The sequence below is a fragment of the Nesterenkonia sp. YGD6 genome (assembly GCF_022565895.1).
Classification (GTDB): domain Bacteria; phylum Actinomycetota; class Actinomycetes; order Actinomycetales; family Micrococcaceae; genus Nesterenkonia.
The window spans coordinates 105,140-127,736 of sequence record NZ_JAJOYY010000005.1; the positions used below are offsets into that span (position 1 = coordinate 105,140).

At 68.7% G+C, this 22,597-nt stretch carries 24 protein-coding genes and 1 tRNA gene; 11 read left to right on the forward strand and 14 right to left on the reverse strand.

The window, feature by feature from the left end; translation table 11 throughout:
* Positions 1 to 3: 3 nt before the first annotated feature.
* The 6 genes from LTI14_RS09325 to LTI14_RS09350 form a co-directional block, all read right to left on the reverse strand.
* The gene (locus LTI14_RS09325) at positions 4 to 990 is read right to left on the reverse strand and encodes a carbohydrate kinase family protein (RefSeq protein WP_241465609.1); all 987 of its coding nucleotides are present in this window, start codon (positions 988 to 990) and stop codon (positions 4 to 6) included.
* 28 nt (positions 991 to 1,018) lie between these two features.
* A complete protein-coding gene (moeB, locus tag LTI14_RS09330) occupies positions 1,019 to 2,296 on the reverse strand; it encodes a molybdopterin-synthase adenylyltransferase MoeB (RefSeq protein WP_241476336.1) in 1,278 nt (425 codons plus the stop codon).
* A gap of 15 nt (positions 2,297 to 2,311) precedes the next feature.
* Positions 2,312 to 3,121, reverse strand: a complete 810-nt coding sequence (locus LTI14_RS09335; RefSeq protein ID WP_241476337.1) for a thiazole synthase — start codon at positions 3,119 to 3,121, stop codon at positions 2,312 to 2,314.
* Positions 3,122 to 3,133: 12 nt separating this feature from the next.
* Entirely contained in the window at positions 3,134 to 3,373 is a 240-nt protein-coding gene (gene thiS, locus LTI14_RS09340; RefSeq protein ID WP_241470852.1) for a sulfur carrier protein ThiS, read from the reverse strand.
* 118 nt (positions 3,374 to 3,491) lie between these two features.
* Entirely contained in the window at positions 3,492 to 4,733 is a 1,242-nt protein-coding gene (gene thiO / locus LTI14_RS09345; RefSeq protein ID WP_241476338.1) for a glycine oxidase ThiO, read from the reverse strand.
* A 2-nt stretch (positions 4,734 to 4,735) separates the two neighbouring features.
* Positions 4,736 to 4,806: transfer RNA gene (locus tag LTI14_RS09350), tRNA-Gly, on the reverse strand.
* Between the two features lie 202 nt (positions 4,807 to 5,008).
* Between LTI14_RS09350 and LTI14_RS09355 the strand changes: the two genes are divergently transcribed.
* The 3 genes from LTI14_RS09355 (at position 5,009) to thiE (ending at position 7,225) form a co-directional block, all read left to right on the forward strand.
* Entirely contained in the window at positions 5,009 to 5,620 is a 612-nt protein-coding gene (locus tag LTI14_RS09355; protein ID WP_241476339.1) for a malonic semialdehyde reductase, read from the forward strand.
* Positions 5,621 to 5,778: 158 nt separating this feature from the next.
* On the forward strand, positions 5,779 to 6,333 hold the full coding sequence (locus LTI14_RS09360; protein ID WP_241476340.1) for a type 1 glutamine amidotransferase domain-containing protein: 555 nt from the start codon (positions 5,779 to 5,781) through the stop codon (positions 6,331 to 6,333).
* Positions 6,334 to 6,514: 181 nt separating this feature from the next.
* Complete coding sequence (thiE, locus tag LTI14_RS09365; RefSeq protein ID WP_241465616.1) at positions 6,515 to 7,225, forward strand: thiamine phosphate synthase; 711 nt, start codon at positions 6,515 to 6,517, stop codon at positions 7,223 to 7,225.
* Here the strand turns inward: thiE and LTI14_RS09370 are convergent.
* From LTI14_RS09370 to LTI14_RS09405, 8 genes are all read right to left on the reverse strand, one after another.
* A complete protein-coding gene (locus LTI14_RS09370; RefSeq protein WP_241476341.1) occupies positions 7,122 to 8,018 on the reverse strand; it encodes a LysR substrate-binding domain-containing protein in 897 nt (298 codons plus the stop codon). The two genes, thiE and LTI14_RS09370, sit on opposite strands and share 104 nt — an antisense overlap.
* Positions 8,019 to 8,027: 9 nt before the next feature.
* Complete coding sequence (locus LTI14_RS09375) at positions 8,028 to 9,026, reverse strand: heme-dependent oxidative N-demethylase family protein (RefSeq protein WP_241476342.1); 999 nt, start codon at positions 9,024 to 9,026, stop codon at positions 8,028 to 8,030.
* A complete protein-coding gene (locus LTI14_RS09380; protein WP_241476343.1) occupies positions 9,023 to 9,958 on the reverse strand; it encodes a PDR/VanB family oxidoreductase in 936 nt (311 codons plus the stop codon). The genes LTI14_RS09375 and LTI14_RS09380 overlap by 4 nt, the downstream gene beginning before the upstream one ends.
* Positions 9,955 to 10,500: a dimethylamine monooxygenase subunit DmmA family protein gene (locus tag LTI14_RS09385; protein ID WP_241476344.1), complete on the reverse strand. Its 546-nt coding sequence runs from the start codon at positions 10,498 to 10,500 to the stop codon at positions 9,955 to 9,957. The genes LTI14_RS09380 and LTI14_RS09385 overlap by 4 nt, the downstream gene beginning before the upstream one ends.
* 99 nt (positions 10,501 to 10,599) lie before the next feature.
* Entirely contained in the window at positions 10,600 to 11,325 is a 726-nt protein-coding gene (locus tag LTI14_RS09390) for a dienelactone hydrolase family protein (protein WP_241476345.1), read from the reverse strand.
* A 99-nt stretch (positions 11,326 to 11,424) separates the two neighbouring features.
* Positions 11,425 to 12,744, reverse strand: a complete 1,320-nt coding sequence (locus LTI14_RS09395; protein WP_241476346.1) for an ABC transporter substrate-binding protein — start codon at positions 12,742 to 12,744, stop codon at positions 11,425 to 11,427.
* 97 nt (positions 12,745 to 12,841) lie between these two features.
* Positions 12,842 to 13,702, reverse strand: coding sequence for a carbohydrate ABC transporter permease (locus LTI14_RS09400; RefSeq protein ID WP_241465781.1), 861 nt, complete (start codon positions 13,700 to 13,702; stop codon positions 12,842 to 12,844).
* 95 nt (positions 13,703 to 13,797) lie between these two features.
* A complete protein-coding gene (locus LTI14_RS09405) occupies positions 13,798 to 14,727 on the reverse strand; it encodes a carbohydrate ABC transporter permease (protein ID WP_241465623.1) in 930 nt (309 codons plus the stop codon).
* Between the two features lie 242 nt (positions 14,728 to 14,969).
* Between LTI14_RS09405 and LTI14_RS09410 the strand changes: the two genes are divergently transcribed.
* From LTI14_RS09410 to LTI14_RS09445, 8 genes are read left to right on the forward strand one after another with little or no spacing between them, the layout of a single operon-like run.
* Positions 14,970 to 15,257 (forward strand): hypothetical protein, encoded by a 288-nt coding sequence (locus LTI14_RS09410; RefSeq protein WP_241476347.1) that lies wholly within the window; start codon positions 14,970 to 14,972, stop codon positions 15,255 to 15,257.
* Complete coding sequence (locus LTI14_RS09415; protein WP_241476348.1) at positions 15,254 to 15,610, forward strand: cation:proton antiporter; 357 nt, start codon at positions 15,254 to 15,256, stop codon at positions 15,608 to 15,610. The genes LTI14_RS09410 and LTI14_RS09415 overlap by 4 nt, the downstream gene beginning before the upstream one ends.
* Complete coding sequence (locus tag LTI14_RS09420; protein ID WP_241476349.1) at positions 15,607 to 16,551, forward strand: hydrogenase subunit MbhD domain-containing protein; 945 nt, start codon at positions 15,607 to 15,609, stop codon at positions 16,549 to 16,551. The genes LTI14_RS09415 and LTI14_RS09420 overlap by 4 nt, the downstream gene beginning before the upstream one ends.
* Entirely contained in the window at positions 16,548 to 16,979 is a 432-nt protein-coding gene (locus LTI14_RS09425) for an NADH-quinone oxidoreductase subunit K (RefSeq protein ID WP_241476350.1), read from the forward strand. Before LTI14_RS09420 ends, LTI14_RS09425 begins: the two co-directional genes overlap by 4 nt.
* Positions 16,980 to 16,987: 8 nt before the next feature.
* On the forward strand, positions 16,988 to 18,625 hold the full coding sequence (locus tag LTI14_RS09430) for a complex I subunit 5 family protein (RefSeq protein ID WP_241476351.1): 1,638 nt from the start codon (positions 16,988 to 16,990) through the stop codon (positions 18,623 to 18,625).
* Positions 18,619 to 20,172: a complex I subunit 5 family protein gene (locus tag LTI14_RS09435; protein WP_241476352.1), complete on the forward strand. Its 1,554-nt coding sequence runs from the start codon at positions 18,619 to 18,621 to the stop codon at positions 20,170 to 20,172. Before LTI14_RS09430 ends, LTI14_RS09435 begins: the two co-directional genes overlap by 7 nt.
* On the forward strand, positions 20,172 to 22,019 hold the full coding sequence (locus LTI14_RS09440) for a complex I subunit 5 family protein (protein WP_241476353.1): 1,848 nt from the start codon (positions 20,172 to 20,174) through the stop codon (positions 22,017 to 22,019). The genes LTI14_RS09435 and LTI14_RS09440 overlap by 1 nt, the downstream gene beginning before the upstream one ends.
* The gene (locus LTI14_RS09445; protein ID WP_241476354.1) at positions 22,016 to 22,558 is read left to right on the forward strand and encodes a Na+/H+ antiporter subunit E; all 543 of its coding nucleotides are present in this window, start codon (positions 22,016 to 22,018) and stop codon (positions 22,556 to 22,558) included. The genes LTI14_RS09440 and LTI14_RS09445 overlap by 4 nt, the downstream gene beginning before the upstream one ends.
* The last annotated feature ends 39 nt before the right edge of the window (positions 22,559 to 22,597 follow it).

Consider the following 22,597-nt stretch of genomic DNA (forward strand, 5'->3'; position numbering starts at 1 on the left):
TGATCAGCTCTTGAGAGCCTGGGTGAGCTCATCCGCAGTGGGAGGCTGGGCGCCGAAGCGGGAGGAGTTGATCGCCGCGGCCCGGGCGGCGGTGCGCAGCACGGTGGCGAGCTGGTCGGTACTGATCTCGCGCAGCGCTGCCCGCCGGGAGGCACCGAGCAGGTTCATCCCGCGCAGCGTGGAAAGCGTGGCGGCCATGAAGGAGTCTCCGGCGCCGACCGTGTCAGCGACCTCGATGGAGAAGGCCTCCTGCTCGGCGAAGCCTGCGCGGGTCAGCCCCATCGCCCCGGACGGTCCTCGGGTGACGATGACCAGGGCGGGACCCAGTTGCAGCCAGGCCTCCATGGTCTCGCGGTGGCTGCGCTCGGGGTAGAGCAGATCCAGATCGTCGGTGGAGGCCTGGATGACGTCGGCGCGGGCGATGAACTCCTCGGCCTGCAGGCGGGCTTCCTCGCGGTTGGGCACCAGAGTGGGGCGGTAGTTCGGGTCATAGGAGATGGTCGCGACCCCCCGCGCCCGGTCCAGCACCCCCTTGACCGTCTCGGCGCCGGGCTGGAGCATGGCCCCGATCGAACCGGCGTGGAGGTGCTCCAGCGGGCCGGTGTCGTCGCCGTTCTGGGCGGCGGGCTTGGTCTCCCGGGCCAGGGCACAGAACTTCTCTTCCAGCTCGTCAGCGCTGGGAAGCGTCCAGTCCAGGGTGAATTCGTAGCTGGCCTGTCCGGTGGGGTCCAGGGTGGCGCGCGCCACGGAAGTCGGGGAGGCGTCGGCCTCCAGCAGGGCGGTGATGCCCTGGGCGCGCAGACTGCGCGCGATCATCCGTCCATAGTCGTCGTCTCCGCGGCGACCGGCGAAGACCACGTCGTGCTCAAGCCGGGCCAGTCCCACCGCGACATTGAACGGCGAACCTCCGACGTGCGCTTTGGGGGCAGATGTCTCCGAATGGACGACATCTACCAGGCATTCTCCGATGACCGCCAGGTATGCACTCACACTACTAAACTACCGCACCCAAGAAAGCTCAGAGCTGTTTGTAAAGCTCATAGCCTCCGATGAGGTTGCGCAGCTCCGCCTCCGGGTGGCGCTGGCGCAGGACTTCAAGGGCCTGGCGGGAGCGGACCCCTATCTTGCAATAGAGCACCACCGGCTTTCCGGTGACGTCGTCGAGACCGGAGACCCCGGCGTCGTCGTGCCAGAGATCCCCCAGCGGGATGTTCACCGCGCCTTCGATGGTGCCCATCTGGTGCTCCCACGGCTCCCGGACATCGACGATGCCGCCGATCGCTCCGGCCTCCAGGAGCTCACGCAACTGTTTGGGGGTCAGCTCATCGTCGAGCTTGGGGTCCCCGGTGAAGGGATTGAAGTCGAGATCGTCGACGGCGGCCGGCTCGGCTGCCGGTTCCGGTTCAGACTGCCCGGTGGCGGACTCGGTCGCGGGCTCGGTCGCGGGCTCGGTCGCGGGCGCCGAAGCGTTCGGGGCGGCCGCCGCGGCGGGGGCGTCGGCGCTGAACCCGCCCAGTCCGGCGACATCGGCGCCGATGCTGGTCACCGGCACCCGCTCGGGATCGGGGTGCAGGCCTATCTCGCGGAAGCTGGCGTTGAGCGCGTCATAGATCAGCACCCGTCCCAACAGGGTCTCACCGATGCCGGTGAGGAACTTGATGGTCTCGGTGGCCATGATGGATCCGATCACCCCGGGCAGCACCCCGAGCACCCCGGCCTGGGCGCAGGTGGGGACCTCGCCGGCGTCGGGAGCCTCGGGGTAGAGGTCGCGGTAGGCGGGTCCGTGGCCAGCCCAGAAGAGGCTGACCTGTCCGGCGAAGCGCAGGATCGACCCGGAGACCATCGGCTTGTCGGCGATCTCGCAGGCGTCGGCGACCACGTAGCGGGTGGCGAAGTTGTCCGAGCCGTCCACCACGATGTCCGCCTCGGCGATCAGCTCCAGCGCGTTGGCGGCGGTGATCGGTGCGCGGTGTTCGTGGATGACCACCTCGGGGTGCAGCCCGCGCATCACCGCGGCGGCGGAGGCAGTCTTGGGCTCCCCGATGCTGGACTCGGAGTGGATCACCTGGCGGTGCAAGTTCGAGCGGTCCACCACATCGTGATCGATCACATCGATGGTGCCCACCCCGGCGGCGGCCAGGTAGGTCAGGATCGGTGCGCCCAGCCCGCCGGCGCCGATGACCACCACACGGGAGTTCAGCAGCTTCGCCTGAGCCTCGATGCCGAAGCCGTCCAGCGAGAAGTGCCGCTGGAACCGCTCCATCTGGGAGCGGGAGAACTGGGAGAGATCATTCATCGTGGGGGAGGTTCCTCAGGTGAGTTCGTCGATGGGGGAGATCCGGCCGTCAAAAGCGGAGGAGGCCTGGGCATGTTCGCGGCGCGGGATCCTCCCCGCCCGGGCGGAGAGGTAGCCGGCGTGCACGGCCATTCGCATCGCGGTGGCCATCTCGGTGGGGCGCTGGGCGCGGGTCACCGCGGAGGCGACCAGCACGGCGTCGCAGCCGAGCTCCATGGCCAGGGCGGCTTCGGAGGCGCTGCCGATGCCGGCGTCGAGGACCACCGGGATGCTGGCCCGGGAGGTGATGAGTTCGATGTTGTGCCGGTTCAGGATGCCCAGCCCGGTGCCGATGGGCGCACCCAGCGGCATCACCGCGGCCGCGCCGGCCTGTTCCAGGCGCAGCGCGACGGCGGGGTCATCGGAGGTGTAGACCATCGGGATGAACCCGCGGTCAGCCAGCTGCTCGGTGGCCTCGAGGGTCTCGATGACGTCCGGGAGCAGGGTGTGTTCATCGGCGATGACCTCGACCTTGATCAGGTTGGTCTCGAGCGCCTCGCGGGCCAGCTCGGCGGTGAGCACCGTGTCCTTGACCGTGTAGCAGCCTGCCGTGTTGGGCAGGATGTCGATCCCGAGCCGCTCCAGCATCGAGAACACCGAGGTCTTCGTCTCCGGGCTGTACCGGCGCATGGCCACGGTGGTCAGCGTGGTGCCCGAGGCCAGCAGGGCGCGTTCGAGCGCGTCGAGGTCGGTGATTCCGCCGGTGCCCATAATCAGGCGGTTGGTCAGCGTGTAGTCACCGACTTCGACGGCGGGAAGGTCTGCTGCGCGCAGTGGTGTGTTCATAGGGCTCTCTTCTCAGCCGCCTTGGACGGCGGTGACGATCTCGATGTCTTCGCCACCGGTCAGGGTGGTCGCGGACCAGCGGCTGCGCGGGACGACGGCGGCGTCGAGTGCGACGGCGACGCCGAGCCTACCCCCGTCGGCGGGTGTGCCATCGGGGTTGAGGCTGCGCCCGGTGGTCTGCGCGACGGCGTCCACCACGGTGGCGTCCTCAGGCAGCGTCACGGGTTCTTCATTGATGCGGACGGTGAGCATGGTTCTCCACGTCATCAGGTGCGGGTGGTCTTGGCACAACACGGCACGGGCCGGGTGTGTTCCTGGTCCGATCCAGGACTCGGGCCCGCGCGGCGCGGGCCGTGACCAGTCTAGTGAGTCAGTCTCGGTGCCGGGTCAGCCGCATGCGGCTAAGCAGCTGCTGATCTTCTGCGCTGAGCTCGGGTGTGGGGTCCGACGATGCAGATCCCAACAGTGCAGGTTTCACCAGTGCGGCGCCGAGCCGAGCGGCCAGCGGGGCCAGCAGGATGCCGTGGCGGGAGTAGCCGGTGGAGACCACCAGTCCGGGGCGCAGCTCCCCCAGGAAGGGCCGCTCGTCGGGAGTGCCGGGGCGGGCCCGGGTGGTGATCTCGGTGAGCTCCATGTCCTTGACCCCGGGCAGCACGGCGACGGCGTCGGTGAGCAGCTCCTGGACGGAGCCGGCGTGGGTGCCGGCCAGGCTGTCTTCGCGGGAGGAGGCTCCGATCACCAGTCCCCCGTCGGCGCGCGGGACCAGGTAGACCGAGCGGCCGTTGACCTTGGCCCGGACGGTGGCATCGAGGACGTGGGATTCCCCGCGCATGAGCTGAGCCGGGTTGACCTGCAGGCGCAGCACATCGCCGTGGATCGGGCGCAGTTCCAGCGGGCAGGTCTCCGGCAGTCCTGCGATCTCGGAGTAGCCGAGTCCGGGCACCATCAGCACCGAGTGGAACGGGTGCGCCGCGCCGTCGTCGGTGGTGAGGATGAACCGTTGACCGGGTGCCTCTTGCTCGTCAGGCGCCTCCTCGACGGAAGTGACCGTGGCGGTGTGCCAGCGGGCGGGAGCTCCGGCTCCGGGGAACTGACGCGGGTCCAGGTCTGCCTCCAGCGCGGCCCGGGTGGCGGCGACGAGTTGGCGCGGGTCGATCTGATGATCGCTGGGGACGTCCCAGCCCTTGGAGAGTCCGGGGGCGAGGCCCGGCTCACGACGTCGCAGGGTGGAGCTGGTCAGCGCGCTGACCTCCATGCCGTGCTCACGCTGGAGAACAGCCAGCTCCGCGACGGCGTCGCGGTCGGAGCGGTCGGCGGCGATGAGCAGCGTGCCGTTCTCGCGGTACCCGGTGGGCACCGAGGTTGCGCGGGAAAGCGTGGAGAGGAACTGCGGGTACTCGGACCGGGAGGCGGTCATGATCGGCCAGAGATCATCCTGGCCGTATTGGACCTCGCTGATCGGGGCGAGCATTCCGGCGGCGGCGTAGGAGGCGTCCTGGGCGATGCTCGGGGCGATGACGGTGACGTCATGGCCGGTCAGACGCAGCTGCCAGGCGGTCAACAGCCCGATCACGCCGGCGCCGATGACTGCGGTGTTCGCCCTGGTGTTCACAGAGCGGGCGACGGGAATCGAACCCGCGTCGTCTGCTTGGGAAGCAGAAGCTTTGCCATTAAGCTACGCCCGCATTCTGGCCTGGTGAAGCCAGGCTTCGAGATTACCAGGTGCACCGGGGTCACGCGCGCCGCCCCCGAGCCACACCCGTTGCTCAGATGAGGAAGAGGCGGGATGGAGCGGCGGAGGGAAGAACCTCTAAGCCTTCGGCGTTGGTGTTGATAGTGCCGCAACCGGCATCTTCAAGCGCACACCGACGAGCACGAGGAGCCCCCATGCCCACGGCGACTGCAGCAGTGGACCGCGAGACCATGCATCAACTCTTCGAAGGCCGCCACACCACGAACCTCTTCTCCGAGGGCGCGGTCGACCTGGCGCTGATCCACCAGGCCTACGAGGACGCCCGCTGGGCTCCGACCTCCATGAACTGCCAGCCGATGCGCCTGACCGTGCTGAACCCCGGGGAACGGCGCGACGCCGTCGTCGAGCATTTCAAGGGGGACAACGGCAAGAAGACCTCCGCGGCACCGATGACCGTGGTCCTCGCCTATGACCCGAACTGGCATGAGCACATGCCCACGCTCTATCCCCAGGTGGAGGGGCTGCGGGAGAAGTTCGCCGAGCGAGTCGAGTTCCGCGAGAAGATGGGGCGCGACAACGCGTTCCTGCAGGCCGGGTATTTCATCGTGGCGCTGCGCGCGCACGGCCTCGACGTCGGACCGATGGCCGGACTCGACGCACCTGGGGTCGACGCCGAAGTCCACGCGGAGACCGGCTGGAAGACCCTGATGGTGCTGAACGTGGGCCACGGCCCCAGCACCGACGACGACGCCCAGTACCCGCGCGGAGAGCGTTTCGGCTTCCAGCAGATCTCCCAGGTCCTCTGACCTTCGTCCCGCGGGCGCCCCGGGTCTCGCGAGCACCTCCGATCTTCAGCTCGCGTGCAGGAGGTGCGATGGCACCGACCAGCGCCACCGGCTAGATTCGACAGGCGCAGAAGGCCCTCACGGGCCTGACATGACCACCGATACCAAGGAGCATCACCATGGCCGAGAACTCACCACAGATCATTGGCAAGACCATCGCGCTGCTGGTCACCGACGGCGTCGAGCTGCCCGAGCTCACCGAGCCGATCGCCGCCATCAAGGCTGCCGGCGGGACCGCGAAGATCGTCTCCCCCAACGAGAAGTCCCTCCAGGCGATGGAGGGCGACTGGAACCACTCCGATCACTTCGACGTCGACGTCCAGCTCGGCTCCGCCTCGGCCGGGGACTACGACGGGCTGATCCTGCCCGGCGGCACCCTGAACGCTGACAGCCTGCGGATCGACGATGCTGCCAAGAAGTTCGTCTCCGCATTCTTCGCTGCCGAGAAGCCGGTGGCCGCGATCTGCCACGGCCCCTGGATCCTCACCGAGATCGATCAGGTCAAGGGCCGTCGAGTCACGAGCTTCCCGTCCCTGAAGACAGACCTGACGAACTCGGGCGCCGAATGGGTGGACGAGTCCGCCGTCGTCAGCGATGGCTTGGTCACGTCCCGGACCCCCGATGATCTGGATGACTTCAACCACGCGTTCCTGACGCTGGTCGCGAAGGGCTGAACAGGCCACGCCGGCCGAAAGGCTGACGGCTGACGAGCATTGCGGCCAGGACCAGAGATGGGTCCTGGCCGCTTCTGTCTGCGCTGGCGCTCCGCGGAGGCCGGAGCCATGTCGTTCACCAATCCCAAGGCCACAGCCCCAGGGGGTGCCCTAATGTGGAGATATGGATGAGACTGAGACCATGGCACACACCCCACACCCCTCCCACCTGGGCCATCTGCGCCGGGATCGCCTGGTCTCGGCCAGGCTCTACGTCTGCACCGACCTCCAGCGATTCATCACCCGGCCCGAGGCGGGGCCGGTGGATGAGCTGGACTTCGACGCGCTGTACGACTTCTTCGTCGCGGCCTACACCGGAGGTGTGGACATCATCCAGATCCGGGACAAGGGTGTCGCGGTGCAGACGGAGATCGCCGCGCTGACCCTGCTGCGCCAGGTCGCCAATGAGCACGGCGGACTCTCGGCCGCGAACGATCGGGCCGACGTCGCGGCGATCACCGGGGTCGACGTCTTCCACGTCGGCCAGGACGACCTGACCACTGAAGAGGCCCGGATGATCTTGGGCGACGACGTCGTCATCGGCCGGTCCTGCCAGACCTGGGAGCAGGTGCGTGAAGCTGACTCCGACATCGGCCTGGACTACTACTGCACCGGTCCGATCTGGGAGACCCCGACCAAACCGGACCGCGCCGCTGTCGGACTGGAGCTGGCGGCACAGGCGGCGAGCCTGGAGAGCTCGAAGGTCTTCTTCGCCATCGGCGGGATCAATGAGGCCAACATCGGCGAGGTCACCGCGGCCGGCGCCGACCGCGTGGTGGTTGTCCGCGCCGTGACCCAGGCTTCGGACCCGGCCGCGAGCGCCCGGGCGCTGCGCGAGCAGCTGCCCGCTTAGGGGTCGACTTCGACCTCGGGTCAGACTTCGCCTCAGGCTTCGAGCCAGAGTTCGACCCGGACTTCGCCTCGACGCCGGTGCTGATCTCGCTGCGGCCGCTGCCGGGCTTCCGGCCGCGCGCCACTCCGATGAACTCCTGGATCACCGGGCCGTCGGCTTCGCGGAGCCAGGCCAGGCCCACGTCATAACCTGGGAGGCCCTCGACCTCGCGGATGACGATGTCTCGGCGGGCGAGCATCCGTGCCACCGAGTTCGGAAGGATCACCAGTCCGGCACCCGAGGCGACGACCTCCAAGGCCATCCGCTCCCCCGCGGCGAGATCGACGCCCAGCTTGGGCGTGTGGATGTCATCTGCGGCGAGCTGCTCCGGATCTGCCGGCTGATGCTCCTCCGGTTCTTCTGACTCCGGCGCTGACTGCTCTGAAGTGGACGGGTCTGGAGCTGACGTGTCTGAACCGGGCTCGGGGAGCATCTCGGCCGGGTCGAAGAACGACTCTGCGGCGATCTCATCCCAGGTCACCGAGGTCTCGGCGGCGGCCACCCAGTGATCGCGGGAGGCGCAGACCACCGGGGCCTCGCGGTAGAGCCAGACCCGGTGCAGGTCATCCCCGGTGGGGGCTTGCGCGTCCTCGGGGAACCGGATGTATCCGACGTCGACCGTGCCGGCGCGCAGTCGCTCCAACTGACCCGCCTCGTCGAAGCGGTCCACGCTCAGGGCGAAGTCGGGGTACCGCTCACGCCAGCGCGTCACCCATTTGTCCGGCGTCGCGCCCGGTATGGCTCCCAGTCTCATCGGGTCAGTCTACGGAGCCTCGGACTTTCGGGCCGCCAGCCAGTCCACCGCGCGATCGCGGTAGGCGAGGAAGCCCTTGTAGTCGGCCATGTCCTCAGGGAGCTCGGCGAGAACTGCCGCCAGCCTGTCCCGCCAGGGCTCCACCTCCGCGACCGCCTCCAGGGGGAGCAGGTAGGTGCGGATCAAGAACATGACACACCCGGATTCGGGGAGCCGCACCAGATGCTGAACCTCCACCCGCAGGTGCACCTCGGCGCCGAACGTCGCGTCGTCGAGGCTGAGCACCCTTCCTCTCTCAGACCCCCAGTCGGGATACGTCTCGGTGGACAGATCCAGGCGCCGCCCTACGGAGAGCGACCAGTTGGTCCGGCGATAGGGGGCGTCCGGCTGCAGACGCATGAGGAACTTCTGGGCTCGGGCGATGACCCCGGTGTCGTGGACCCGCGGCACCGGCCCGTGGATCTCGATGAAGCTCATCCCCAGGTCGAAGCCGAAGGACCAGTTCGACGCGAAGGAGACCAGTCCCGCATCCACGAAGAGCTGACCCTCGCGCTGGTCCAGCAGGACGATGTCCTCCTGCACCTGGTCGCCGATGAACGCCAGCGGCTCCTGCGGCAGCGTGCTGGGGTTCCCGTAGACGAACCGCTGTTCGATGCCCCTGCGCCGGTTGGTCCACAGGAACGTCCCGGCTTCACGGTCCAGACGCATCGTGTCCGGGTAGGCGAGGGTCAGCTCCTGCATCAGGGTCAGCATGGCGTCCCACGCGGCGGGACGCATATGCGGCAGCACCTGCATCCGCGAGGGGTCGCTGCTGAGAATGGCCCTTCGCTCAGCGAGCTCGGCGGCGTATCCACTGTCGATGTGCACCACGGCGTCTCCCCATCGGCCTGCCGGCGTCTGCACCGACTGACGCGCTGGCTCCAGGTTGGTGGAGTATCGGTACGTGTCACCGGCAAAAGGGAAGGGAAAAGTGCGGACCAGATCCCTGGCGACCGTATCAGCGCTCACAGCGGCACTTCGAGACGGTCAGATGCGGCTCGGGAGACGCAGCACATCAGCGAATCGTTGGCGGCCCGCTCCTCGTCCTCCAGGTATTGGTCGCGGTGCAGCGGGATCCCAGCGGTGACGTCGATCCGGCATTCCCCGCAGAATCCCTGCCGACAGAGGTTCGGCACCGCGAGTCCCTGGTCTTCGAGCTCCTCCAAGATGCTCCGACCCGGAGCCACCGTGATGACCTTCTGCGAGACGCTGAGGGCGACGTCGAAAGACTTCCCCGGGTCCAGTACGTCAGCACCGAAGCGTTCGGTGTGCACCCGCTCGAGCGGCCAGCCTCGTCGTGCTGCCACCTCGCGGACCGCGTCCATAAAGGTCGCCGGCCCGCAGCAATACAGATGGGTTCCGATGGGCTGGCGCTGCAGGCACAGTTCAAGATCGGCGCGGAACTGGACGCGGTCGGTGAAGCTGCGCAGTGACCCAGGAGCGAGGTTGCGCAGCTCCTCCAGGTGGACCCCGTGACCGGGTCGATGCATGTAGCGGACCTCCACCGCGTGGCCCCAGCGGACGGCCGCCCGCAGATGCGAGAGGATCGGGGTGACTCCGATGCCCGCGGCGACCAGCAGGTGCTTGCTGGCCTTCTGCATCGGGGGGAACAGCGAACGCGGCGGTCGGGCGAGGACCGTGTCTCCCGGGCGGCGCTCATGCAGCCACCTCGAGCCTCCCTCGGCAGACCCGGTGCGGAGCACCGAGATCGTGTAGGCGTCCGGCATCTGGGAGTCCCCGTGCAGGGAATAGGCGTTGACCGAGGGTCCACATTCAAGGATCAGGTGGCTGCCCGGGGTGAATGACGGAAGCCAGCCACGATCTGGACGCGCCAGCGTGAGCGTGCGCACCTCTGGGGAGGCGTCCACCACGTCGGTGACCTCCAGGGCAAAGGTGCTCATGCCGGCTCTCTCCTCGCCTCGAGCCGCTGTTCCGCGTCGTGCTTGGAGCCGAGGAAGCTGCCTCTCAGAGGCGAGAGATGATGATGGACGACCAGGGTCTCCGAGCAGCCATGACAGGCGATGAGCTGGGCCGGCCGCGCCGTGGTGAGCGTCGTCGCCGCACAGTGGGCGCAGCTGACTTCAATGCGATCCACGTCTGTGGTGCTCACGATGATCTCCGCCCCGAGCAGCCCTGCCTGCAACGCCAGGGAGCGGGCGCGCAGGACGTCCGCCAGCGGTCCCACGATCATCAACCTCCACCCGACGACGGCGCGCTGAAGCTCCTCACCCATGATGAGCTGCTCCTGGGCGCTGTCTCCCGATGCCAGGGCGACGATGCGGTGTTCTATGCCGAGGTCGGTGAGTTCGCTGCTCCACCCTGCGGCGAGCGACGACGACCCGTAGGTGAGGATCGTGCATGAGGCGGCTGCCGGGTCCACTGGCTGCGCGGCAGGCGCACGCGCCCACGCGGGAATGCTCGTATGGTCCAGGACCGACGCCATCTGTCCTCCCATGTGACAGAGAGTGAGTTCCGTAGCGGACACGATACCTTCCCCCGGGTGACCCTGCCGAGGCTGCGGACGCGGGAGGAGCGCTGGGGCTCAGACCACCTTCTCTGCGAGGAACTCCACCGCACGGTCCCAGGCGAGCTGCGCCTGCTCTGGATCGTAGGTGCCGGCGGCGTTGGTGTCGTTGTGGAACGCGTGGCCGGCGTCGTAGTAGAAGTAGGTGACCTCGGCGCCGGACTCGGCCCGGATCTGCTGCGCCTGCTCGCGGGCCCGCTCCACCGGGCAGCTGTCATCGTGTTCGGCGTAATGGCCCTGCACCGCGGCGGTGACCCCGACGTAGCTCTTCGGCGCGCCCTGGCCCACTCCGTAGAACGGCACCGCGGCGGAGACCCTGTCCCCCTGCTGGGCGGCCAGGGCGAGCACGAACCCGCCGCCCATGCAGAAGCCGATGGCGCCGACCGAGGCGGAGGTGACCGCATCCAGCCCCAACAGGTGATCGGTGGCGCCGGCGAGCAGTCTGGCGCCCTCCTCGGCAGGCAGCCTCGACATCATCTCCCTGGCCTCGGCCCCGTCGTGAGTGATCGACCCGCCGTAGAGGTCCGGGGCCAGTGCGACGAAGCCGGAGGCCGCGAGCCGGTCGGTGACGTCCTTGATGTGATCGGTGAGTCCCCACCACTCCTGGATCACGATCACCCCGGGCCCGGAGCCGCTCTCGGGCAGCGCCAGGTAGCCGTGCCCGGTCTGCTCACCGGTCTGCTCACCGGTGCCGGTTCCGTTGAGGGAGAAGATGGTGTTCTGGTGCGGGGTCGGTTCGCTCATGGTCTGACTGTAGCGAACCCGCAGAACCGACGAACGCACAGAACCGCCGCCCGACCCAGTGGGTCGAGCGGCGGTTCTGGTGTTCACATGCTGCGGTGTCTACTCCAGCTCGGAAGCCAGATCGCGCTCGTAGAGGTCTTCGAGGGAGGACTGCACGGACTCCATCTCCTCGGCCACGTCGACGTCGTTGGTGAGGATGCTCTGCAGGGTCTGCGAGAGCTCCAGGTCACCGCCGGGGAGGAAGACCCGCGCGTTGTCCTGCGAGCGCGCACGCTCCAGCTGCTCGACGGCGACCTGGAACTGCGGGGTCTCCTCGTAGACGGCCGACATGTCGGCGTCCTGCTGGACCGGCATGTACCCGGTGTTCTCCGAGAAGAATGCGGTGTTCTCGGTGTTGGTCATGAAGCCGATGAACATGGCCGCGGCCAGCTGCTCCTCGGGCTCGGAGTTCGCCGAGATCATCAGACCGGCACCGCCGGTGGGGGTCTCGCCCTCAGCCTCGGGGCCGCCGGGCAGGAACGCCACGCCGACCTCGAAGTCGGCGGTGTCCAGGATGCCGCCGAGCGAGCCGGTGGACTGCACGATCTGGCTGGTGGCGCCGGAGCCGAAGTCATCGGCCGGATCACCGGAGGAGACCGAGGCCCAGTCGTCGGTGGCGTCCTGCGCGAACTCAAGCGCCTCGACAGTCTCTTCGGAAGAAACGGGGGCGAAGTCCCACTCATCGGACCAGCTGCCGCCGTAGCCCCAGATCAGGTTCTGCATCCACCAGGCGGGATACTCCTCCTGGGGTGGGAAGGAGAACGCGGAGTTCGCGGTCTCGGCCTCCACCAGCTGCTGGGAGACCTCGGCGACCTCTTCCCAGGTCTCGGGAGCAGATTCGATGCCGGCCTCTTCATAGTGATCGGCGTTGTAGTAGAAGAGCGGGGTGGAGCGGGCATACGGCACGCCGTAGTGGGAGTCCTCATAGACGTAGTCCTCGTAGAGGGCCTCCACATAGCCGTCGGTGTCGACCTCGGCCGCCTCAAGGACCTCATCGACTGCCAGCAGCGAGTCATTGAGGTAGTTGGGGAACCAGGTCGCGTCCGAGAGGACGACGACGTCGGGGGTCGCGCCGGTGCCCTGGGAGGTCTGGAACCCCTGGGAGGTCTCCTCGTAGGTGGCGCCGGAGTTCTCCAGGGTGACCGAGATGCCGGACTCCTCCTCGAAGGCGGCGATCAGCTCTTCCTCCTGATCCACCGACCCGCCGGGGTGGTTGGACCAGAAGACGATCTCCTCGGCCGGCTCGACCTCGGCCCAGTCGACGCCCTCGCCGGCCTCCTGCTCATCGCCGGAGGTGTCGGGGCCGCATGCGCTCAGCGCGAGTACGGCGATGCTCAGGGCTGCGACGCCCGTCGTCGTCCTGCTGTTCAGCTTTTTCATCAGGTGCTCCTTGTGGTGCGGTGATTGATTCGGAGTCGTGACAGGGAGGTCTGGGTGGCGCCCGGCGGACCGGCGGCGGAGAGCATCTCGGCTTGGGTCATTTCACGGAGCCCTGGGTCAGTCCGGCCACGATGTACTTCTGCAGCGCGGCGAAGATGATGAGCATCGGGGCGATCACGATGACCGCGCCGGCCATCAGGATCCCGTAGCTGCCGGCCTGGGTCTCGACCGACTGCAGCAGGTTCAGGCCCACCGGCAGGGTCATCTTCTCGGCGCTGCCGGTGATGACCAGCGGCCAGAGGAAGCTGTTCCACTCGTTGACCACGGTGACCAGACCGACGGTGGCGATGGCCGGGATGGACACCGGTGCCGCGATCTGGAAGAGCTTGCGGAAGTGTCCGGCGCCGTCGAGCTCGGCGGCCTCGAACATCTCTTTGGGCAGGGCCATGAAGTGCTGGCGCAGCAGGAAGGTGCCGAAGGCGGTGCCCAGACCCGGCAGAATGATGCCCCAGAGGGTGTCGCGGCCGCCGAGGCCGGTGATCGTCAGGTAGTTCGGCAACATCGAGACCTCAGGGGGGACCATCAGAGCCACCAGGATGCCCAGGAAGATGAAGTTCCGGCCTGGGACCTTGATGAAGACCAGCGCGTAGGCAGTGGTGACCGCCAGCAGCACCTTGATGCTGGAGCCCACCAGGGTCACGTAGATGCTGTTGCCGAACATGGTCAGCAGCGGCACTCGATCCACGACGTTGCCGAAGTTGTCCAGGGTGGGATCCTGCGGCAGCAGCGTGGGGTTGAGCGTGACGATCTCGGTCGGCGGCTTGAAGCTGGAGGAGACCATCCAGGCCAGCGGCAGCACGATCACGATCAGCGCCACGAAGATCGGAAGGTAGCCGGTGAAGATGGTGTCGGCGAGGTTCTGCCGGCTGAACGCGTCCAGCCAGCCGCCGCGGCGCATCTGTTTGCGCTCGGCCTTGGTCAGCTTCTGCTTCTTCTCCGGGGCGATGCCGCGGGGCTGTGCATCCTCTTTGGGGGGTCGCGATCGGGTCAGGCTCATGAGTAGTGCACCTTCCGCTCGACGAAGCGCAGCTGGACAGCGGTGATGAAGAACAGGGTGAAGAACAGCACCACGGCGATGGCCGCGGAGTAGCCGGCTCGCTGATAGGCGCCGAAGGACTGCAGGTAGATCTCAAAGATGATGGTGTTGGTGCCGTGACCGGTCGGGGTCATGGTGCGCAGGATGTCGAAGGCGTTGGTCATCGAGAAGAGGATGTTGGTGACCAGCAGGAAGAACACCGTGGGGGTCAGCAGCGGCAGCGTGACCGAGACGAAACGGCGGATCGGGCCGGCCCGGTCGATGGTCGCGGCCTCGATCAGGTCCTTCGGGATGGACTGCAGCCCAGCGAGGAATACCACCGCGCAGTAGCCGAGGTTCTTCCACACATAGACGATGATCACCATGAACAGCGACCAGTCCTCATTCAGGTACCACTCCGGGGAGCTGACGCCGAAGAACCCGAGGATGTGGGAGAGCCCGCCGCGGGTGGGATCGAAGATGAAGTTCCACACCATCGCCACCCCGACCCCGGAGAGCACATAGGGGGAGAACACGGCGGTGCGGGCGGCGGTCTTGCCCGGGATCTTCTTGTTCAGCACCAGCGCGATCAGCAGGCCCAGGATCATCGAGCCCAGCACCGCGCCGGCGGTGAAGATGCCGGTGACCCGCCAGACCTCCAGGCCGGAGTCTGAGGTGAAGAAGGCCACGTAGTTCTCCAGCCCGATCTGGGTGGCGCTGGAGGAGCCCAGCCGCCAGTCCAGGGTGGAGTAGTACATGTTGGAGAACAGCGGGTAATAGATGAACGCGAGGATCAGCAGGATGTTCGGACCCGCGAAGAGCAGGAACAGGGACCAGTTCTTCGATTGCCGTCGTCGGTGCGCGCGAGCGCGCGTCCGTTCCTGCTCAGTCTGCACAGCAGAGCTCATCCAGCTTCCTTCCAGTATTTACTGACCTCATGTTAGCCACACCACTGACGAGTTGGGTGACAGAGCGTGAACTCCACATGAACGGTCTCAGATTGAGAGACAGGTCACAGTGCCTCAGTGTATGTCCTGGCGGCGGGGTCAGATCGTTAGGCTGGTGGGGGTCGGCTCGAGCAGCTGACGACTGGCGCGGACAGTGACACATCCCTGCCGAGTGACAGATTCCTGGTGAGTGAGGAGCGGTGATGAGCGAAGCAGTGTTGCTGGGCGTCTTCGCAGTGCTGCTCGCCAATTACGTTCTCGCCCTGGCCGTGTTCGCCCGTCGCGGCCTGGCCGGTGACTGGCTGCTGGTGGTCCTGCTCACCGGCACCACCGGTGCCGCACTGGCGGCGGTGCTCGCCGCCCTGTCCGACGACGGCGCCCGGTACCTCGACGTGGCGCTGGTGCTCACCGGCACGGCGGCGGTCGCGGCGGCGGTGCGCGCCGGACTGCGCAGGCGCCCCCGGCGAACCGGCGCGGAAGAGCCCGCATGAGCGAACTCAGCCAGCTGACGGCCCTGGCGCTGATCCTGGCCGGCACCTTCTTCTTCAGCGTGGGCACCTTGGGCCTGATCCGCTTCCCCGACCTGCGCAGCCGGCTGCATGCTCTGACCAAGGCGGACAATCTGGGCCTCGGGCTGGTCCTCACCGGCGTCGCGCTGCTGCTGGGGAGCTGGACCAGCGCCGCGGTGCTGGTCCTGACCTGGGTGTTGGCGCTGGCGGCGGCGTCGATCTCGGCGCATGTGCTCGGCGGCATCGACGCCGCCGAGCAGTCGCAGCAGCGCCGGGGCGGCTCGGCGACGCAGGCGACTCCACCGACGCCGGACACCCCGGAGCGCCAGTCATGACCGGTGGAGTCCCAGCCGCAGACCTGGTGCTCGGGGCTGGGCTGCTCGCCTCGGTGCTGTGCACCGTTCTTCCGAGCTCCCGGTTCGCCCAGTCCATGGGCCTGCTCGGTCTGGGCGTGCTGACCACGCTGGCCTGGCTGCGGCTGGGCAGCGTGGACGTGGCTCTGGCCGAGGCGGGCATCGGCGGCGGGATCCTCGCAGCACTCCTGGTCTGGGTCTCGGTCAGCTCCCCCGCCCAGCCCTCCCCCGATGCCGCGACCGCGCCGCGGTGGACCTGGCTGCGACCTGTGGTGGGCACGCTCAGCGCCATCACCCTGATCGTCGTCGCCGCGGCCGTCTGGCTCCGCGCCGAGCAGTCGCTGCCCGCCTGGGACGCGGCCCTCACCGCGAATATGGGGCTGACCGGTGTGGAGCATGAGATCACCGGCGTGCTGCTGGTCTTCCGCTTCTACGACACCCTGCTGGAATCTGCGGTGCTGATGCTCACGGCCGTCGCCGTGCTCGCGCTGGGTCACGGTGACGTCGGGCCTCGGGCCGGACTCAGCGGCGCGCTGAGCCCGGCGCCGCCGATCCCGGCGAGCCTGCACTGGCTGATCCGAGTGTTCGCCCCGGTGCTGTTCCTGGCCGGACTGTGGCTGCTCTTCGCCGGCAGCACCGACTCCGGGGGCGCCTTCCAGTCCGGGGCCGTGCTCTGCGCGGTGCTGATCCTGCTGCACAGCGCCCACGTGCCGTTGGGGAAGCTCACCGTGAGCTGGCTGCGCCCAGTGCTGGTGGCCGGCGTCGTCGTCTTCATCCTGGCCGCCCTGGCACACCTGAACGCGCCCTTCTCCTTCCCGGTGCTGCTCACCATCGAGATCCTGCTGACGCTGGGGATCGCGGCCGGGCTCTACGCGATCTACCTGTGCCTGGACAACCCCGCGCGGCGCGAGGTCACCACATGATGCCCTTGTCTGTGGCCCTCGGTATGGCTGGCGTGGGCGCGATCAACCTGTCCCAGGTGCAGTGGTACCTGCTTCTCGGCACGGCGATCGCGGTGATCGGGATGGTGCGGATGCTGCTCACCCGGGACCTGGTCGCCCGGCTGATCGCGCTGAACGTCACCGGGATCGGCTCGCTGATGCTCATCCTCGCCCTGGCGGCCCGCACGGCGGAATCCGGTGATGCGGCCGGCGCGGGGGACGGGACCGATCCGGTGCTCTCGGCACTGGTGATCACCGGGCTGGTCATCACGGTGGCCTTCACCGGACTCGGCGCGGTGCTGATCCGCCGGATCGAAGGTGCCCAAGACGTCGAAGGCCCCGCGGACACCAAAGACGCCGGAGACTCTGGACACTCCAACGGCTCCAAGGACGCGGAGGCCGAGGAGTGACCGCACCGATGAGCCTGACCCTGTTCTGCCTGGGCGCTGTGGTGCTGGTTCCGCTGCTGGCCAGCGCGCTGAGCGTGCTGCTGGGCTCAGTGGCGCGGCGGGTCCTGGGCGTGATCACCTCTGCGGCGGTGCTCGGCCTGAGCACCCCGATCCTGGTCCAGGTCACCTCCGGGCAGACCCTCGAGCTCGCCCTGGGCGGCTTCGAGTCCCCGCTGGGCATCACTCTGCGCGCCGACGGCCTCTCAGCCCTGTTCCTGGCGATGACCGCCGTGGTCGGCGCGGTGGTCAGCTGCTATGCCGCCGCGCGCCCCGCCTCCACCGGGAAGCGGCTGGTCCCAGGCACACCGGACCGGGATGCGGACAAGCAGCATCACCGTCGCACGGAGCCCCCCGGAGTCTGGCGCGCGGGTCACGCCGGTTTCTGGCCGCTGTGGCTGGGCTGCTGGTCCGGGCTCAACGCCGTCTTCCTCTCCGGGGACCTGTTCAACACCTATGTCGGGCTGGAGCTGGTGGGACTGACCGCGGTGGCGCTGGTGGCCCTCGGCGGCCGTGACGCCTGGCCCGCGGCGCTGCGCTACCTGTTCATCGCGGTGCTGGGCTCGCTGCTGTTCCTCATCGGGGTCGCGCTGATCTACTCGGTGACCGGCACCCTGGACATCATCGACTCCGGCGAGATCATCACCGGGCTCGCCGCCGAGGACGACGCCGACCTCGCCGCCGTCGTGCTGGCGCTGTGCCTGATCAGTCTCGGCCTGGCGCTGAAGGTGGCCCTGGTGCCGCTGCACCGGTGGCTGATCCCGGCGCACTCCTCGGCCCCCAGTGCGGTCTCCCCGCTGCTCTCCGCGCTGGTCATCAAGGCCGCGCTGTTCGTGCTGCTGCGCGTCTGGCTGTGGGTCGCCGGTCCGCTGCCGGAGCTGGTGATCCTGGCCTGGGTGCTGGCCGGGATGGGCGCCGCCGCGATCCTGGTGGGGTCGGTGATGGCGCTGCGGCAGAGCCGGCTCAAGCCGCTGATCGCCTACTCCACCGTGGCCCAGGTCGGATACTGGTTCCTGCTGCTGCCGCTGCTGCTGGACCCCGAGACCAGCGCACTCGAAGCCCAGCCGGGCACCACGTTGGACGAGGGCGCGGTGCTGGCGGGCGCGCTGAGCGGCACCGTGGCGCTGGCCCTGGGGCACGGGCTGGCCAAGGCCAGCCTCTTCCTCTCCGCCGGGCACCTCAAGGACCTCTACGGCACCGATGAGATCGCAGATCTGCGCGGCGCCGGCCGGGCACACCCGATGCTGGTGATGAGCATGGGTCTCAGCGCGGTGGGCCTGATCGGGCTGCCGCTGTCCCTGGGCTTCTCCGGCAAGTGGCTGCTGGCCACCTCCGCCGTCGCCGCCGGACACTACTGGATGCTGGTGGTCCTGGTGGCCGGAACCCTGTTCAGCGCCGCCTATCTGCTCAAGGCGGTGGCCCCGCTGCTGGTGATGAGTGAAGACGATCAGACCGAGCTGACCCTGCCGCAGGCCCAGACCCGCCCCGAAGACCCCACGCTGACCGGGAAGGCGCAGCTGGCGCCCTTCGTGCTGGGACTGCTCACCGTGCTCACCGGGTTCCTCGGCGTCTGGCTCACCGGGGTCCTGGAGGTGGGCGCCCCATGGTGACCTGGCTCGAGCAGATGCCCGGGGAGCTCCTGCCCGCCATCCCGGTGGTGATGGTGCTGCTGTCGCTGACCGCCGCCGTCGCGATCTTCCCGCTGCCGGAGAACAGCGTGAAGCTGCGCGCCGGGATCAACCTCACCGCCGCGGTGGCGAAGGTGCTGCTGATCATCGCCCTGGTCCCGGCCGTGGTGGCCGACGGCGCCCGGCCCGAGTTCTCCGCACCCTTCCTTCCGGGCATCGACCTGGTGCTGCGGGTGGACCCGCTGGCGCTGTTCTTCGCCGGGCTCTCCTCGCTGCTGTGGCTGCTGACCACCGTCTATGCCCTGGGATACCTGCGCGGGACGAAGAACAAGAGCCGCTTCTTCGGGTTCTTCAGCCTGTGTGTCACCGCCACGGTGGGCATCTCCTTCTCCGGGAACCTGGTCACCTTCCTGGTGTTCTACGAGCTGCTCACCGTGGTGACCTACCCGCTGGTGGCGCACTGGGGCACCCCCGCCTCGCTGCGGGCGGCCCGGATCTACCTGCGCTACGCCCTGGGCGGCGGACTCGCGGTGCTCATCGGAGTGGTCTGGCTGACCATGTACGTGGGCCCGGTCGACTTCGCCGACGGCGGCGCCGAGGGTGTCACCGAGCTGGTCGCCTCGAATCCGGTGCCGGCGCTGCTGATCTTCGGGCTGCTCGTGGGCGGTCTGGGAGTCAAGGCCGCGCTGTTCCCGCTGCATGGCTGGCTGCCGCTGGCGATGGTCGCACCGGCCCCGGTCTCGGCGCTGCTGCACGCGGTGGCGGTGGTCAAGGCCGGCGTGTTCGGGATCGTGCGGGTGCTCCACGACGTCTTCGGGGTCGAAGCCGCCGCCGAGCTGGGGGTGCTCACCCCGCTGCTGATCCTCGCGGCGTTCACCATCCTCTATGGCTCCTATCAGGCGCTGCGCCAGCAGGAGATCAAGAAGCGGCTCGCCTATTCCACGATCTCCCAGGTCAGCTATGTGGTGCTGGGGGTGGCGATGGTCAACGTGCTCGCCACCACCGGCGGGGTGGTGCACCTGGTCCACCAGGGACTGATGAAGGTGACGCTGTTCTTCTGCGCGGGACTCTTCGCGGAGGTGATCCGCGCCCATACGGTGAGCCAGCTGCGCGGGGCGGGACGACGGATGCCGCTGACCTCGGCGGCGTTCACCGTGGGCGCCTTCGGCATGATCGGGCTGCCGCCGACGGCCGGGTTCATCTCCAAATGGCAGCTGGGCACCGGAGCGCTGGCCTCGGAGCACCCCTGGGTGCTGTGGGTGCTGGTGGGCTCCTCGCTGCTCAATGCGGCATATTTCCTGCCCGTGGTCTACGCGCTGTGGTTCGTCGATCCCGAGGAGGTGGAGCCCGAGACGCTGGTGAGCCGCGGATCCGACGCCTCAGATCCGCTGCGGGTCCGCGAGCCCAAGAGCCTGCTGATCCCGGCGCTGATCACCGCCGGGCTGACCCTCTTCGTCGGGATCGCCGCCTCGCTGGCCTTCGCCCCGCTGCAGGTCGCCCGGTTCATCGCTGAGGGGGTGCTGGGCTGATGCTGATCTCACCCCCTTCGCTCTTCTCACCGTCGCTGCTCATTGCACTGTCCCTGCTGACCCCGCTGGTCATCGTGCTGGTCCTCGGGCTCGCGGGACTGCTGCGCCCGCTGCAGGCGTTCACGCTTCGACGCCGGCTGACCCTGTTCGCGCCGCTGGCCGTGGCCCCGGCGGTGCTGCTGGCGCTGCTGGCGGAACCCGGCTCCGCCGCTGAGACCGTCGAGGTGCCCTGGCTGCTGTTCGGGGCGCATTTCGGGGTGGACCTCTACGCCAGGCCGCTGCTGCTGATCGCCGCGCTGCTCTACGGGGCCGCGCTGCTGTCCATCAGCTGGATCAAGCTGCGTGATGCGGAGCGGGGCTCGGGCGCGCTCTCGGCGTTCTTGCTGCTCAGCTTCACCGGCAACATCGGCACCTACCTCGCCGCCGACGCCGCCAGCTTCTATCTGGCCTTCGCGCTGATGAGCTTCTCCGCGGCCGGCCTGGTGATCCACTACCGGACCCCGGCCGCGCAGCGCGCCACCCGGGTCTACCTGGTGATGTCGGTGCTCTCCGAGACCGCCATCCTGGCCGCGCTGATCCTGATGACCTCCGCCGGCGGGTTCCTGCTCGCCGAGACCTCCGAGGCGGCAGGCACCGCGCACACCGGGTTGATCCAGGGGCTGCTGATCTTCGGATTCGGGGTCAAGGCCGGCACCGTCCCGCTGCACGTGTGGCTGCCGCTGGCCCATCCGGCCGCGCCGCCGGCCGCCTCGGCGGTGCTCTCCGGGGCGATGGTCAAGGCCGGCATGATCGGCTGGCTGCGGTTCCTGCCCGAGGGCGAGACAGCCGGGGCGGTGCTGCTGACGCTGGCGCTGATCGGGGCGTTCGCCGCCGTCGCCGTCGGAGTCCTCCAGCATGATCCGAAGGTGGTCCTGGCCTATTCGACCATCTCGCAGATGGGGTTCATCACCGTGCTGGTCGCGGTGGGGCTGATGGTCCCCGAGCTGCGCGCCGCGACGTCGGCTGCCGCGGTCATCTACGCGGTCCACCATGGCCTCGCCAAGGGGGCGCTGTTCCTGGGGGTGCCGGTGGTCAAGCACTATGCCCGGGGTCGGACCGGGATCCTGGTGCTGCTCGGGATGCTCGGGGCGGGGCTGGCCGTGGCGGGGGCTCCGCTGACCTCCGGGGCCTTCGGCAAGTATGTGTCCAAGGAGGCGGTGAGTGGGATCGAGGTCCTCGGGGTGGGGCTGGATCTGCTGCTGCCGCTGGTCGCGACCGGGTCCACCCTGCTGCTGCTGCGCTTCGCCGTGGTGATCTGGGCGGCGGACCGTGATCCGCGCCGGCGGGCCGATGGGGAGCTGTCGTCCTGGCTGGGGGTCTGCGCGGCAGGGATCGTGGTCCCCTGGGTGATCGGCGCCCGGTGGGTGACCGATCCGGTGCAGGCAGACGGCGTCGCCGTGCCGAGCTGGGAGCCGAGCACCCTGTGGGACGCGACCTGGCCGATCCTGTTCGGGATCCTCCTCGCGGCGCTGGTCTGGGGCGCGGCCCGCCGCGGGCTGCTTCCGGCGCGGCTGCGCGGCGAGACGACGCCGGCGGTCCCGCCCGGGGACCTGCTGCTGGCGGAGGAGTCGCTGCTGCGTCGCGTCGGGGCTGCCGGCGGGTCGGCGCTGGATGGTGCACATGGGTTCACCACGTCCGCCGCCGAACGCTGGGGCAGCCTCTGGTCCGCCGCGGCGCAGCGGGGACGACGCGCAGTCTCCTGGGCGGAGGCTCGGTTGGGCGGCTGGGAGTCCACCGGCCTGATGCTGGTGGTGCTGCTGACCGTGGTCACGGTGGCCACGATGCTCGTGGCAGGGAGGTTCTCATGAGCAGCTGGGTATTGGCCGGGGTGCTGCGCGCCGTGGTGCTGGGCGTCCTCTGGTGGGCGCTCTCCGGAGCCGGCGCAGACTACCTGATCTACGGGCTGGTCTCGGTGGCGCTGGCCACGGGGATGAGCCTGCTGCTGCTGCCGCCCTCCGCGCGGCGCTCACCGCGCGACTGGCCTCGCCGGCTGGGATCATCGATCGTGCTGCTGGGCTGGTTCCTGGGGCAGTCGGTGCTCGGCGGACTCGACGTGGCACGTCGAGCGCTGGCCCGTCCGGTCGACATCGACCCCGACGTCGTCGTGGCGCCCTTTGCGCTGGAACCGGGTCATGCCCGCCAGCTCGCCCTGGCGTTGATGAACCTGATGCCCGGGTCCATGGTCCAACAGGTGGTCACCGCCGACGGTGAACCAGCGGACAACACCGCCGAGGGACCGGTCCTTCCACCTGCGGCGGTGCAGCTGCACACGCTCTCCCCCGCGCTCGACCCGGCGGACCAATGGGCCCGGCTGCAGCGCCGGGTCGGTGCCGCCTTCGGGGACTGAGGCTGGCTTCGCCCAGTGCGGTTCGCTTGGACAGTGAGG